Raw genomic sequence first — 14,522 nt, 5'->3', positions numbered from 1 at the left:
TGTTTTAGATATCACGGACCATTTCAATACTTGTAAAATCCGAGCTCTCATTATCACTGTTATCGTGTATTCGCTTAAAACCAAGAGCTTCATAGAATAGAAAACTCTCTTTATTCGATTTAAATAAACTGGCCAACTGGGTATGGTTGCCTAATAACTGCTGCATTTGTGTTAAGTGATCGACTAGACGCTTTCCGATTCTTTCTCTTAAATAATCTGGATCAATATACAAATCAGAAATTTTTGCTACCTTAGAATCAACAATGCCTCCACCAATTACGCCAATTACTTTTTCATCTAGTCGAGCAACGATCCACCCACTCCATTTAGAGGATACATTTTCAATTTCCTTTAGAATTCTTTCAGGATAATAATATTCTTCAACCCTTTTTTGTACTTTTTGCTTATCCTTTACTGCTGATGCACGAGTATACCCTTCGACACAAATAGCAACAATTTGATCAAGATCTTCAATTGTTGCTAATTCAATACAGATTTCTTCAGAGTTTAGCTTTTCTTTTCTTTTAACCTGTTCCATCCTTTTTCTCCTTTAGTTTAGGTTGCCAATAAAGCACCTAGCTATATTTTCTTATTTCCTTTAAATTAGCATTAAATTCTTTACTTGTCACTAGCCTAACGACTAAGATCAACACTAATTTTCACTATACTAACTTGATCCACAAGCTCACTGAATTTATTTTTTCAATCAATTGATTTTATTATTTTTAATTGCAAAAAAAAGAAGCCATGCTTATGACTAAAATCACCTAAGCAAATCTCCTTTTATTATACAGTAAAAAATATTTTATGCGGCCGAGAAGACTCGAACTTCCACGGGAGATCCTCCCACCAGCCCCTCAAGCTGATTTATTAGTTTTTATAGGCCTTAATTCAGCTTTAATACCTGTAAATTGTTGGTTTAATAAGGTTTAAGATTTATTGAAAAGGAATAAGAATGATTAACATTTATTTTTAGTCGTAACTTTGTCGTAACTTTTTTTAAAAAGTCCGGGCGGGCTTATTTTTTTTATTATAAATTTATGCTTTAATAATAGGCAACTTTAAACCTTAGTGAGTGGGAGAATAAAATAATTATAACATATTTAAATTATTTAAATTAATCTGCGTATATTATAAGCATCACGTTTAAAGGAGAATCTTGAATGAAAGCATTTATAGAATTTTTACCACCAGATACAAGTATAAGTTGTTTTAGACATGAAGGGTTGAAAATAGAGGCATTTAGATCCGTTATTAAATTGCCGTATGTAATTGTTAGTTATGAAAATGAATCAACTAGCTACCCTTGCGATACTATTGATGACGCGCGGCATCTTGCTGATTGCTTAATCAATGAATATTTAGATAAGGTGAAATCTGTTGAAGAATTTTTTGAAGAAATGTAAGTATATCTTTTACTATCACTTTTGTGGGAGTTTTTTATTCTGTTCACTTTATGAGATTGACAGCCAACCTACTCTATTGGGCCAATTATGGGATTATAAAGGTAGGAGACTGCCGTTTAAGAAAGTTACGTGTTAACGAAAAAAACCTATCCTCAACTGAGTGATAGGTTTTTTTATAGTATTTAAATTCTAAACGAATCTCCATTCAAGATAAGCAATTAACAGTCCAAATAATATAACTGCACCACTACCTACTTTAACTAATAATCCGTTCACCTTATTGTTAACGTACTCCTCAGTAGGCAAGTTATCAATTTTAATATTAATATCATTTATAATTCCTTTAATTTCTAAGAAGTTATCTTTGATACTAGTTTTCACATCACTAATATCATCAGATACATTGTTTATCTTAACAGTGACAGTACCGAGTTTAGCCTCTATTGTTTCTTTTATATTATCTAAATCTCTTTGTCTTACATCGTCTTCTTTTGGCACTAGACCCATCCCCTCTTCATCTATGAGATAACTTTCAACAACGTTTGTACTTCTGTTGATCAGTTTATCGTTTATTTTGACGTTTTGATTAGAGTATATAGCTGAAACAGGTTCTTGAATATTCGAGTAAGTGTTCACAACATTCGAAAAATTAAACGCTGTAAAAAAAACGGTAGCTTTTACAATGTTTTTTAATAGATTTTTTGATTCATTCTGCTCTATGAGGTAATTAAATGTTCTATTTGTTGTTAGATGATGAAATTCTTCAATTCTGATACTATTTGTTTCCATCTATAGTACCTGGAACAGTTAAGTCTTCATTACCAATTACTTTAAATTTATGAATTGTCGTTTCGCCATTTAGTATGAAATGAACTTCAAACATACCATTATGCTTAAATGGAACATTTTTTAAATCTAAGTTAAAATTGAAATTATCTGAAACTATATTTGGTAAATTAAGAGTATTCTCATTTGTAGTATACAGTGTCTCGTCTTTTTCAGGATCAAATATTTTTATCGTCATTTTATGTTCTTTTGAAAAATCGATACCCGTTGTAATTACCATAATCGCTAGTGATAAGCCAGTTGGTACAAAAGGAACTCTCATTACCAATGCTGGGTTAACTACTTTAGTCATTTGTGATTGCCCCACTTGATGAATTTCCATATCTTCTGATACAATAATTTGAACAGTCACTTCGTTACTCATATTTATTCCTCCTAAAAACTTCTCACATACAATATACCATTGATTTTATATTTTAAATAGATAAAAAGCAAAAAAATAACCCTACCTCGTAATTGAGATAGGGTTTTGTTGTGTCTATTAAAGTAATTGATTTACTCGTTTTTGAACTTCATTGTAATTGTAACCGGCCTTTTCAATGTTTTTCTTTCTATCTGTACCATTACCAAACTTACCAGCTATAACTTCTTTTGCAACGGTATCGACAGACTTTTTAACTACAGCCTTACCGTTGATAATGTTCATAACCGCATTATAATTAGATCCTAGCGATTTCTTGCGTGCATCACCGTTTCCATGTTTACCCGCTAATGTTTCTGCAACTAGTTGCTGAACAGTCTTAGCAGGAGCTTTAACAACTTTCTTTGTAGCAAGTAATTGATTAACTTTTGCTTGAACTACATCGAATTGAGAACCTAGTACTTTTTTACGTGCATCACCAGAACCATAAACACCATTGATTGTTTCTTTAGCTAGTTGATCAACAGACTTGGTAACTACTGGTTTAGCAACTGAAACAGCTTTAACAGCTATTACCGGTTTAATAGCAACTACTTCACTACTTACTTTTCCAACTAATGCAATGACAAAATCTTTAGCAATAGCATCTATATTTTTAACCATTGCATCAGAATCTTTCTTGTTTGTGCCAAAACCTAGTTCAACTAAACGGTAGTTAATACCACCTGTTTTAGCTCTGTTGCAGTTTCCTAAATTATCACGTCCACTTATACCAGAATTACCCTTGTGTGTGTAGCGGACACCTATGTGCTTTTTGACTACATCTCGAATAGCTAAATCGAATTTATCAGGAGCATAATCAGCATGAACAATTACATGACCACCACTAGCAGAACCGTCGTTACTTGCATCATAATGCATTTCAACAACAATAGTATCTTTACCGTATTTTTTAGCCAAAGCTACTAAATCTTTATAATCATATACATTATGTTCACTGAATAAAATCACGTTGCTATTTGCTGGAAGAAACTTCTTAACTGCTTTGAAAAAATCTTGTTCATAATACTTATGTTCACCTTTGTTGATATATCCTAAAGCTCCTGGATCAAATGAACCGTTTCTGTTTCTACCATGCCCTGCGAATAATAAAATTTTAGTCATATTACTTATCCTCCTCTTTCAATTCGTTCGTTACTTTATTTCCTTCTTGCGCAGCTATTGTAACTGGTGTATCTTTCCATGTAGCAAATACTGAAATCAGAATAGTCAAGATAGTTGAAACTCCTTCATAGATTGATTCATCTGGATAAGGTACTAACTGAAAGTTGAAAATAGATACTGACACTTGGTTAGCTAGTATGACAAACAACCCGATAAGTCTTACCCACGTTCCTGTTGGAATACCTTTTATATTTAGTTTATTCATTGTCAAAAACCTCCATTATTTAGTAGATACATAAACATTCCTATTGCAAAAGATATGATAAACCCCCATACCCATTTGTTATTTGCTTTAATCTCAATGATATCTTTTTCAACTTCTTTGACTGCTGTCATTGCTAAATCAGACTTTCTGTCTGCTGATTCGGCTGTTTCTCGTGTAGCTTTTATATCGTCCACTTTAACCTCGATACGTGCCAATCGGTCAATCATTTCATGTTCAAAAATATTTTCTGGCATGTTTCACTCTCCTTTTATCAATATAAAAAGAGCAACCATTTCTGGCCACTCTTAGTCATTATAAAAAGGCAGCCAATTTCTTGACTACCTTCGTTTTTATTCTGCTATTAGTTCATTATCTTCAGTAATCGGATATCTTTTTATAAGCTTATCGTTATTCTTTACTATATAATAGTGCAACAAAAAAGAACAATAGACAATTATCAACGCTATAAATATCAATCTAGTTTTGATATCAATAGTTGACACCTGATTTGTGTTCCAAATTTTAGTTACCATCCAAATAAATGTTGTTATAACTATAAATATTTGAAATCTTTTAACTTTCTTATTACTTTGATAAATCCATGATTTCCTTTTTGTTTTCACATTATCTAGCTTAGCAGTTATTTCCTTATTAATAATATCATTAGCATTAATAAACTTACATGAAACACCCTTTCGTAATACTAACAATTTATTTTTGTCAACTCTTCTAACTATCTTCCACTCAATATTTTCATCTTTATCTTTGAAATAATAATTTTCTTTAAAAGAAAAAACTTGAATAAGAAAAAGAAATAAAGGGTATACAGCTACAACCATCAAAAATACAAGTATATAACTAAGACAAAAAAGAATAAGCTTTTCAAGAAAATCCATATCCTTAATGCTATCATCAAATAACATTACAGCAAAAAAAAATGTTGAATAAAATAAGCTAAACAGGCAGATACGTGATAAATGAATAGCAATTTTTTTTGAATCTGTTAGAATTGCTTTTTCAACTTTAGTTATATTAAAAGTATCAATTCCCATTTTTAAAAAGATTAAAACAGATGGTACCAATGCGATGTAACTTATTTTTGGTAAATAATTAATTATAGATTCCATTAACTCACTCCAATATATATTGTTAACAATAATATCGGAATAATTTAAAAAAACTTAATTTTTTTTATAAACTAATAAGTATCCATTTCTGGTCACTCTTCTCTTTAGACTTATTCAACTACAGTACGTTCAATTGTTTCTTTAATAACTTCATATTTAAACAATTTACCAAACAATGCAGCTAATTGAGTTTGAAGACTAGCAATGGATTGTACTTTTTCCAAGTCTTCTTCTTTAAATTTAGTTGCCGTATTAATATCACCTGAAGAGGTTAAGGTATTGTTGTATTCGTTGTAGAACATAGCCTCTTGGGGAGCAGTACTACCCTCTACTGTATTTGTTTGAATTAAAATATACTTGATTTGATTCCCTACTATTCCATTCATATCATTTTTCCTCCTCTTTCATATCTTCATTACCTTCAAAAGCGTTTTCTAACAATTCCATCAGTGTTTCAAAATCTTCATCTCGCAAATTATCTTTACCAGTAAATTCATCTTTTTCTAGAGCATCCAAAAAGGACTTGATTTTGGATTCATGTTCTACCAAATCAATTCCTATAATTTCTTCATTCAACTCTTTTGTTTGCTCATTTGCTTTATTTTTGACTGCTTGATCGTCTTTGTATTTATCCAACCATACGAGATTGCCATTGTTTTCAGCAAAGGTACCATCTTCTTCTTTTTTGAAATAGTCAGAACGAATCTCGTTTAAATCTTCTATATGTTCCTCGTTCTTTGCTTTCAACACTTTTTGCAATTTGCCTTTTCCGCGACGTGGTTTTCTGCCTTGTACAACTATGTTTTCTAGCGCTTGATAGACTGGTATGACTTCTTTATTCTGTAATTTGATTGTTTTCATGCTGCACTCTCCATTTTTTGTATTTTAAGTTCTAATTCTGTCACTTTATTTTTTAATTGTTGCATTTCTGAGAAAGCACGACTTGCAAGTGTGTTATTAGCATTAACACTGTTTCCTATCGATATAACTTTTTGGTCTAATTCTTGTATCCCTTTAATTGCTAGACTGACCATCTTGTACTGATCAACACCGGCTGGCATTCCTGCGTTATAAACTGCAATCGCTGGACTATCTTCTGCTATAAATCCTAAAGATAGGTAGTCAACTCCTCTAGCAAGATCATCTTTACGGTTATACGTTACTACTTTTAGTTGACTCAATTCATTTAAAGCATTGCCTGTATAATCATTTATATTTGTTTTAGAATCACGACTAGATCCTTGTATAAATTGTGATGCACGAATGGGCCATAGAGTAGGATTTGCACTGCCATTACCGATTCTTAATTCACCCGTTCCAGAAGGCATAATATAAATTGTTTGATTCCCTGCTAAGACACTAATTTGACTAACTTCCATCTGGATCCCGCGACCGTCTGTAGTGGTTGTTCTAAATTTACCAGAATTGATTCTTCCTAGCTGTCCATTATAGGCATAATCGGCTATATCTAGAGAGCCACCATTTGGATGGCGCAAACTTAATTGAGTACCATTCATTTCTAAACGTGAATTGGTTCCACCATCTGGGTTCGCTAATTGCAAATAAGCTATCTTGTCGTTACCTGGTCCAGTCGTTAAAGCTAAGGCACTATTTAGGCGAGCACCTGAACCTGTAGTGGGTTTGATCTCTAATCCTTCAGATGTTTGTGTTATTCCACGAATAACGCCATACCATTGAAACTCTAAGCCATCGGAATAAAGCTTAGTTGTCCAACCGTTACTTGAATTAGCTATTTGCATGCCTAAAGCGTTAATGGTTCCTGTTTTTGTACCACTAACTGTTGTAATAGAACCGGCATTTAATGTTGTTGAAAGTGCACCAGATACAGAGGTTAAACCAGCTGCATTGACAGATAAGCTAGTGTTTGCTTTATTCCAATTTGATTGAATGAAGTCTGTTGTATTGCCAACTAAACTAGATACATTAATGTTAATCGCGTTAAAGTTAGCAAAGTTAGCTGTTCCACCATTTAATTTATCCACTGTTAGCGAAGTAATCGCCGCACTAGGTATAAAAGCACTGCCAGAGAAAATGACTGAAGCGGCATCTAAATAAAGCTTGCCTGATTGGATAAGAATGTTGTTGGATTGGATGTTTATTTGAGAGATTAAATCAGCTTTAGCAACTTTCAAATTAATCGAGCTATCTAATTGTGTCATTTTAGTAGTATAAGTTGATGATTCCACTTTAGTAGTAATTTGATTGGCTAATTGAGTGACTTGTGTTTGGTTTGCTTTTGTTCCAACAGTTGTTTGAATACCATCAACAGTAGCATTTAAAGTTGTGAATTGCTCAAGTGTAGCCATATCTTCTGGAGCAGGTGACCAGTCTGTAGTTTTATTACCAATTTCCATTTTAACGTTTTTAACACTTGGTATTCTGCCATTGCCATAAGCTTGTCCATAAAAAGCTAACAATGATTGAGTTAAAGATAAATTACTATTTGTAGGTATAAATGTTATCGAATATCTTTTGTATTCTGTAGTAGCATAAATCACATGTGAACCTATGCCATGTCTAGAACCGCTTCCGTTTTGAGCATATACATTAATATTTCCAGCAACTGCTGTTTTTAAATCAAAAGATATAACATAAGAAATCAATCCGTTCTTGTCAATAATCGAAGCCATATCCCAATTATGCGAGTTAATAAATTCTCTTGAACCAGTTACTTCTTTTTCCGAATTTTTGAAATAATTTCTTCCACCAATTTCAAGATTACTTAAATCAGTACTAACCTTGGTAATATCCAACTGCAACCCGCTAGAGGTAGTATTCAACTGAGTTTGATTCACATAGTTTTTAGCAGCAACTAAACTGTCAACTTGTGTTGAAGTCAATCTAGCATTAATAGCCTGTGCATTGATTGAGATGTCATTCGTATGTTGATTGACTGTCTGGTTTATCGTATCTACTAAAGTTTTATCCGCTTTATAGATTAAAGCATCAGCATTAGCTTGAATCAGCAAACTTTGACTATCTACTTTGCTAGATATTGTATCAACCCTGCTACTATCCGCCTTAAAAGTAACAGATTGTTCTAAATCATTAACCAATAAAGAAAAACTTTCAGTGGTAGAAATAGCGGTGTCTGCTTTATTCAAGGCTGAAATGGCGTTATTATAAGCTGATTGAGCTGTACTAGCTGTGGTTAGTGCGTCTGATTTAACCTGAGCAACATCTAGCTTGATAAATCCTGCATCGGCGATTGCTTGGTCTGCTTTTGTTACTGCATCGTTTGCTGATTGGGTGACAGCAGCTATTTCATCTGTATGTTGTTCAACTTCTTTAGCCACTTTATCCAAATCTTCTGAGTCACTAATCTTTTGCCAGTAAGCACCATCAAATCGATACATGATGGTAAACTCACCGTTTGGTTTAAACCACAAATCGTTTATACTCGCTATTAACGGTGTTGCGGATCCGTAGTTGATTCTATTTTTACCATCAGCACTTATAGACAAGTAATTTAATTCTTTTTTTACTTCATTCAATTGGTACTGTGTATCTTTTTTAACATCATCCATCAATGTATTTCTAATGCTTCCGACTTCTAAAGAGACATTCTTTTCTCGATACGAATCAAATACCAACTTATTTACTTTTGCAGTAATTAAGATATCAAAAACTTTGTGATAAACCGTAACTGTATCAAATAATAAAATCTTTTCTAGCTGTTTGAACTTATCACTGTATTCACTAGTTGAAAATAAATCCTCTATTTGAATATCCATCGTCACAGAAGGTTTATCAATATCTATATTTTCAGTAAAATATTGTTTAGCTTTTGCATTCAAAGTTGTTAAGTCAGTAACCTCTTCATCACTCGAATAATCAACCTCTCGAATGAAAGGTATTGGGTAATTATTAATGTACTGACTATCTACAAAACTGCCTTCAATTGTTACCGGGTCTTTTGCTCCTTCTGGAGTATACGTAAAGTGAGGTAAAATCCTTGTGACCATTCCTTTTACTGAAAAATTAGCAACTAGTCCGTTAAGATTCTTACCATATCTAATCGTGGCCACGTTATCTTTTCCACGTCTTTTGAGCAATGAGATAACTTGGTTCCCACGTTTGATTTCACCACCCCAGTATTGCAGCAGAGAGCCTTCTTCGCCAGAAATACAGTTAAGAGGATTCCTTCGTATCCATTCCGTACTGCTTTTAGTGGTAATGTCTGAGTAGAAATCATACGTTGTTGGATAGATTAAATTGCTTTTCATTCTATTTAGAATCTGTTGTGGTATTTCGTTGTTACCGATCACTTTCCGAACCATGTTCCCTTGTAAATCTGTAATAGTTTTACTCGTCGCATAAATCGTTGCCGACATTCCAATAGTATCTTTTTCAATTTCATAGATCCTAAAGATATGTGCTTCATCTTCTGAGTTTGGTTTTGCTTTGATAAACATAAACTCTTCAATGGAATTAAAATAGCGACCATTGGTTGGGTATTCTAGCACCAAACCAAAGTCGCCGTTTCCTTCTTCTGTTACTTCTACAAAAGTTAGTTCTCCAAGAGATCCTATGCCTCTATGATAAAAATCTGTTTCATTTGCTTTATATAGAATAGGTGTCATCTAGTTCTCCACCTCGGTTCTATTTCTACTTGCGTAACATTTCCAACCCATGAAATAGTATTGGCTCTTGGTTTAAATACTGGAAAATCTAAAGAATACATTTTACTATTTTCATTCGTCAGTACATTACTTTTAAACTTATAACACTCTTCTATTTCTGAATCTATTTCAATAAACTCAACAATGTTTTTTAACACAACATCTACGTTATTGACTCTTAAAGTCACGTCACCTGTTGCTGTTAATTTAATATACGGCACTGAATCATATTTCAACGGATTGCTAACCGTTCCAGAACTAGTCAATATAAACGTACTAACATTCCTTAGTTTTTTAAACGGCTTGTAGCTTAATTGAACATCATAGGGATCAGAAAAACCATATGCTCTTGTACCGTAAAAATCTGGACCAGAAGTAGTGATGACTTGATACTCATATTTGCTATCCCAATAAGGTACAAAAGATTGGTACGTTCCAGTGTCAAAAGCCAATCCAACAATCGTTTGATTTTCTTCCGTTTCATCTTGGCTAGAACCCTTGACGAATGCAGTCAATTCAAACAATCCATTTTCATAGGAATCTTCATCAGTAATCAAATCACCGCTTCTTCCAGGAATTGGTTTCATTATAATCTTTCTTCTTGGTTTAGTAATTTTGGGCCTAGTCTGAATAAAACTTTTTAATTCTTCACTCGTTTTATTTCCGATAATAAAATGACCAGGACTTAACTCTGTACTCAAAGTGTCACCACCTCCCCTCTACTCATTTTTTTACGATCATTCTCATTTTTCATTGCTTGTTGGAATATTTTAGCCATTTTATTGATTGTGGATTTTGGCAATTCACCATTGGCTGTTAAATACAAATTGTACGTATCACCCTCGATTTTCGTTGTTGCTGAGGACGATTCTCGCACCGTTTCAATATTATTTGAAGGTCCTTGTCTGTTGCTAGCATTTCTTGTTTGATCACTTAACATGCTCATTGTGCTCATAATTTTTGTGTCAGCAATATCTGTCCCATTTGCAAATCTTGGTATGTCAGATTTGAATTTTTCAACTGAAGGCCATACTTTTGTTCCTTTTGGTAAATCGTATAAGGTCCAATCATTTGGTGAAACACCAAAATCACCTTGTGGAGTTAACCATGGTTCATTTTTACCGCCATCACCTAGCCATACTTCACCACCGATGTGTGATTTCGTTCCTTTAGCTAATCTTGGACCACCTAATACACTCTTTTGAATTGTTTGATAACTAGTGATTTGTTCTCTAATTGTTTTAATAGTGACAGTCTTACCCTTAACACCATCAATGGATCTCTGTGCATTACTGGCTGTGGTACTAGCGTTTGTTTTAACAAGTATATCTTTAGGAACCCAATCTTTACCATTCCAGTTAGTAGCAGCTTGAATACCTTCTAAAGCTTTTTGTGTTGAATTGCTGGAAACTACCATACGTTTTTGTTCTGGAGTTAATGAATCCCATTGTCCTGTTGCTATCAAAGCTTGTTTTGCAGTCGCTCCTGCATTAGTTGTCATAATCATTTCTTGTTGGGTTGGACTTAAATTATTCCAAACTCCTGTGTCCATCAACGCTTGTTGAAGTGTTTCAGGTGTATTTGTATTCAAGATTGCCATTTTATCTTCGTATGACATACCTTCCCAATCATAGTTAGATTGTAAGAAAGCTGTAGCAGTTTCTCCTGCATTAGTTTCAACGTCTGCGAATTGGGTGGGAAAATCCATTTCCCACCACTGGCCATTTGCCATTAATGCATCTTGTATTTTTTCTTTGGCATTAGTGTCCAATTCAGCATTCTTCATTATGAATTGAAGTTGTTTCCAGCCTTCTTCTGATTCACTAGCATCAGTAATTACTTTGTCAAGGTTTGTAACAACTTCACCTGTTTTATCATCAAGAATCATTTCATTCCAAGAGTTATTTGCTTTTCTAACTTCTTCAGAAGCGTCTTGCGATGATTTAGCCATGTACTTGTTTGATTGTTCCATTTTCTGATTTGCCAAATCAATTCTAGCTTGTATTTCATCATAGTTCAGTCCTAAATCGGAAAGAATTTTCTTTTGAATCTCTAACGGTACATCGCCTTGTGCTTCCCAAACCTTGATGTATTCAGCACCAATATCAGATAATTCACTTAATTCGGCAGTATTTAGAGCGGACATAGCATCATTGTATTCTGACCTACCCAATACACCACTAGTTAATTGTTCTTCCAATAATTTGGCTTGTTCATTATAACCTTCTTGAATAGCTGTTGTTTCTTCAGATAACATTTGCTTACGTTGCATTAATTGTTCAGCAGAGAATGTTTTTAAATCTTCAGCCATTACAGACTGAACATTACGTTGTTCCTCAGCACTTAAATTAAGAGACTCACTTCTAATTTTTGCCAGTCTTGCATGATAATTTTCAATAACAGTAATTTCACCGTCAGTAATTTCCCTATTTTCAGCAAGTGCATTCTCATAAATACCAGTTATGGCTGACTGAATTTCATCTACTTCGGCAATTAATTTTGTTTGTTCTTCTACACCAGCAGTCATTGATTCTGCAACTATCTTTTGTACTGATTTAGGCAGCCCAGCTAACCCTTCTTCCGTTTCAGCAATTGTTGACTGGACGTCTTCTTTAATCCCTTCAGCCATTCCAGCATAAGCATCAATAGCTCTAGTTGTTCCTTCTTCAATATTGAATGCCATTAGATTGGTTGCAAGTCCTGCTTCATCAGACATAGTTTGAAATTCATCTAAAGCTTTATCAGCTTCTTCTCCAATATCAGAACCCCATTTTTGAGTCCTTTGACTAGCTTCTAAAGCATCTTCTCCCCAAACCTTCCAAGCAATTGTCCCTAAAGCAACAGCTCCACCTATAATTAATAATGCTGGAGCAATGGCTCCCAATCCAGCAACTAGTCCTGCAGAACTACCTGTTGCACCAACCATACCAGCGCTCAAGGTACTAGTAGTAGCTGTTGTTGCTCCTATTGCTGACGCACTTGCTGTAGCAGTACCACTAATAATTCCAAATTGTTTAGATAATTTACCTATTACAGATAACGTTGATCCACCTACGCTAATCGTTTTACCAAGAATACTGCTAACTGGTCCAATCGCTGCAGCTAACGCTATAGATTTCACAATCATTTGTTGTGTTTCTGGACTTGCTTCACTAAACTTGCTAGCTAACTCTCCTAACGTTTCAATCAATGGTTCCGCAGCTACTAAGCTTTCACTTAATGCATCTACAAAAGGTCCACCAAATTCAATAGCTACATCCGTCACTTGATTTCGAAGCATTTTAAGTTTAGATTCAGTTGTTTCGTATCTTTTGTTTGCTTCATCTGTTAAGGCAGTATTTTCACCAAACGCATCGTTAGATGTCTTAATTGCATCAGTAAATAGATCACTTGCATTTCCTGCACGTAAAAGTGAATCTCTTAAACGCACTTCTGATATTCCCATATTATCTAACAATTCAATTGCTGTTGTTCCTTTTTCTTCTGCGTTTCCTAGACCTTGTACAAACGATGCTATAGCACCAACTGCATCTTTTTCAAATGCAGTTTTAAATTCGCTTGCAGACATTCCAGCAATATTCGCAAAATTTTCTAAATCTTCTCCACCTTGGGATGCAGCCAGTTGCATGTTAACCATTACTTTACTAAATGCAGACCCACCTGCTTCGCTTTCTATACCGACAGAACTTAAAGCGGCTGAAAGTCCCAAAATGTCCGCTTCACTCATTCCAATTTGTGATCCTGCACCTGCTAGTCTAAGAGACATTGCGACAATTTCTGCTTCTGTTGTAGCATAATTATTTCCAAGTTCAACAATACTAGATCCAAGATTTGTGAACTTATCTTGAGACATTCCAGTAATATTAGCAAATCTAGCTAATGCTGTTGCTGCATCTGTTGCACCTAAGTTAGTTGATTCACCCATGTCTATCATGGTTTTAGAGAAAGCTAAAACATTTTCGGTTTGAATTCCTAATTGTCCAGCAGATTCAGCGACAGCAGAAATTTCAGAAGCACTTGCTGGTAACTCTTTGGACATTTCACGAATGCCTTCAGATAAATCTTTATAAGAAACTATTACATTTCCGTTTGCATCTACAACTTCATCAACAGTTTTTTTTACTCCTGTAAATGCACTTTCAAAATCAATGGCTGCTTTTACAGCTAGTGCAACACCACCAACTATTGGCAGGGTCACTCCTTTAGTCATTGAGCTACCGAAGCTAGATAAATTATCACCTACCTTTTTAGCTTTAGTACCGATTATATCTAAGTTGGTACCAACTTTAGTCCATTTAGAATCTTGTATGGCAATTTCTTTGCCTAAACTATTGTATTTACCAGTTAAAGAATCAACTTGACCAGCTGTTTTATTCATTGCTGATTCAGCTGAAAGAAGTTTAGTCTTTTGATCATCTGATGCTTTTGAAACATCACCAATTTCTTCTTTTAAATCATTGTATTTTTTCTTTTGTTTTTCTAATAACGCACTGTAACTATTTACACTTTTACCAGTTTGTTCATAAACTGATTTTAGTCCGTTGATACCTTTTCCGTTGTTTTTGAAAGACAATTCTTGTGCTTTTAATGCACTATCCAAAGAACGTATTTGAGTTTGCAACACCCTTGTACTCTGTTGGAAAGGATCAATATTTAATGAAGCTGTTGCTGCTATATGTCCTAAATCACTTGCCATTATTTACCTCCTTT

Annotated in this window: 13 protein-coding genes; 1 reads left to right on the top strand and 12 read right to left on the bottom strand. The window is 34.1% G+C overall.

Annotation, left to right across the window (positions count from 1 at the left end; all coding sequences use genetic code 11):
• Positions 1-4 precede the first annotated feature (4 nt).
• A complete protein-coding gene (locus tag J7E16_RS05835) occupies positions 5-538 on the bottom strand; it encodes a GNAT family N-acetyltransferase (RefSeq protein WP_214889784.1) in 534 nt (177 codons plus the stop codon).
• A gap of 625 nt (positions 539-1,163) precedes the next feature.
• On the opposite strand from J7E16_RS05835, the gene J7E16_RS05830 reads away from it, so the two are divergent.
• Positions 1,164-1,406 (top strand): hypothetical protein, encoded by a 243-nt coding sequence (locus J7E16_RS05830; protein WP_214889781.1) that lies wholly within the window; start codon positions 1,164-1,166, stop codon positions 1,404-1,406.
• 189 nt (positions 1,407-1,595) lie between these two features.
• Here the strand turns inward: J7E16_RS05830 and J7E16_RS05825 are convergent, their stop codons facing one another.
• The 11 genes from J7E16_RS05825 to J7E16_RS05775 all read right to left on the bottom strand — a co-directional run bounded on the left by J7E16_RS05825 (position 1,596) and on the right by J7E16_RS05775 (position 14,508).
• Positions 1,596-2,195, bottom strand: coding sequence for a hypothetical protein (locus J7E16_RS05825; protein ID WP_214889778.1), 600 nt, complete (start codon positions 2,193-2,195; stop codon positions 1,596-1,598).
• A complete protein-coding gene (locus tag J7E16_RS05820; protein WP_214889775.1) occupies positions 2,182-2,616 on the bottom strand; it encodes a DUF6941 family protein in 435 nt (144 codons plus the stop codon). Before J7E16_RS05820 ends, J7E16_RS05825 begins: the two co-directional genes overlap by 14 nt.
• Positions 2,617-2,733: 117 nt before the next feature.
• Positions 2,734-3,777, bottom strand: a complete 1,044-nt coding sequence (locus J7E16_RS05815; protein WP_214889772.1) for an N-acetylmuramoyl-L-alanine amidase — start codon at positions 3,775-3,777, stop codon at positions 2,734-2,736.
• A gap of 1 nt (position 3,778) precedes the next feature.
• Positions 3,779-4,042: a phage holin gene (locus J7E16_RS05810; protein WP_214889769.1), complete on the bottom strand. Its 264-nt coding sequence runs from the start codon at positions 4,040-4,042 to the stop codon at positions 3,779-3,781.
• A gap of 2 nt (positions 4,043-4,044) precedes the next feature.
• Positions 4,045-4,296, bottom strand: coding sequence for a hemolysin XhlA family protein (locus tag J7E16_RS05805; RefSeq protein WP_214889767.1), 252 nt, complete (start codon positions 4,294-4,296; stop codon positions 4,045-4,047).
• 96 nt (positions 4,297-4,392) lie between these two features.
• Positions 4,393-5,169 carry a hypothetical protein gene (locus tag J7E16_RS05800; protein ID WP_214889764.1) on the bottom strand — a complete coding sequence of 259 codons (777 nt, stop codon included), beginning with the start codon at positions 5,167-5,169 and terminating at the stop codon, positions 4,393-4,395.
• Between the two features lie 110 nt (positions 5,170-5,279).
• Positions 5,280-5,555 (bottom strand): hypothetical protein, encoded by a 276-nt coding sequence (locus tag J7E16_RS05795; RefSeq protein WP_214889761.1) that lies wholly within the window; start codon positions 5,553-5,555, stop codon positions 5,280-5,282.
• A gap of 1 nt (position 5,556) precedes the next feature.
• Complete coding sequence (locus J7E16_RS05790; protein ID WP_214889759.1) at positions 5,557-6,030, bottom strand: DUF1617 family protein; 474 nt, start codon at positions 6,028-6,030, stop codon at positions 5,557-5,559.
• A complete protein-coding gene (locus J7E16_RS05785; RefSeq protein WP_214889757.1) occupies positions 6,027-9,773 on the bottom strand; it encodes a phage tail spike protein in 3,747 nt (1,248 codons plus the stop codon). The genes J7E16_RS05790 and J7E16_RS05785 overlap by 4 nt, the downstream gene beginning before the upstream one ends.
• Positions 9,770-10,513: a hypothetical protein gene (locus J7E16_RS05780; RefSeq protein WP_214889756.1), complete on the bottom strand. Its 744-nt coding sequence runs from the start codon at positions 10,511-10,513 to the stop codon at positions 9,770-9,772. The genes J7E16_RS05785 and J7E16_RS05780 overlap by 4 nt, the downstream gene beginning before the upstream one ends.
• Entirely contained in the window at positions 10,510-14,508 is a 3,999-nt protein-coding gene (locus J7E16_RS05775) for a phage tail tape measure protein (protein WP_214889754.1), read from the bottom strand. Before J7E16_RS05775 ends, J7E16_RS05780 begins: the two co-directional genes overlap by 4 nt.
• Positions 14,509-14,522 lie beyond the last annotated feature (14 nt).

It is taken from the genome of Carnobacterium sp. ISL-102, assembly GCF_018612935.1.
In the GTDB taxonomy this organism is placed as follows: domain Bacteria; phylum Bacillota; class Bacilli; order Lactobacillales; family Carnobacteriaceae; genus Carnobacterium_B; species Carnobacterium_B alterfunditum.
This window is presented reverse-complemented; position numbering and strand designations above follow the sequence as displayed.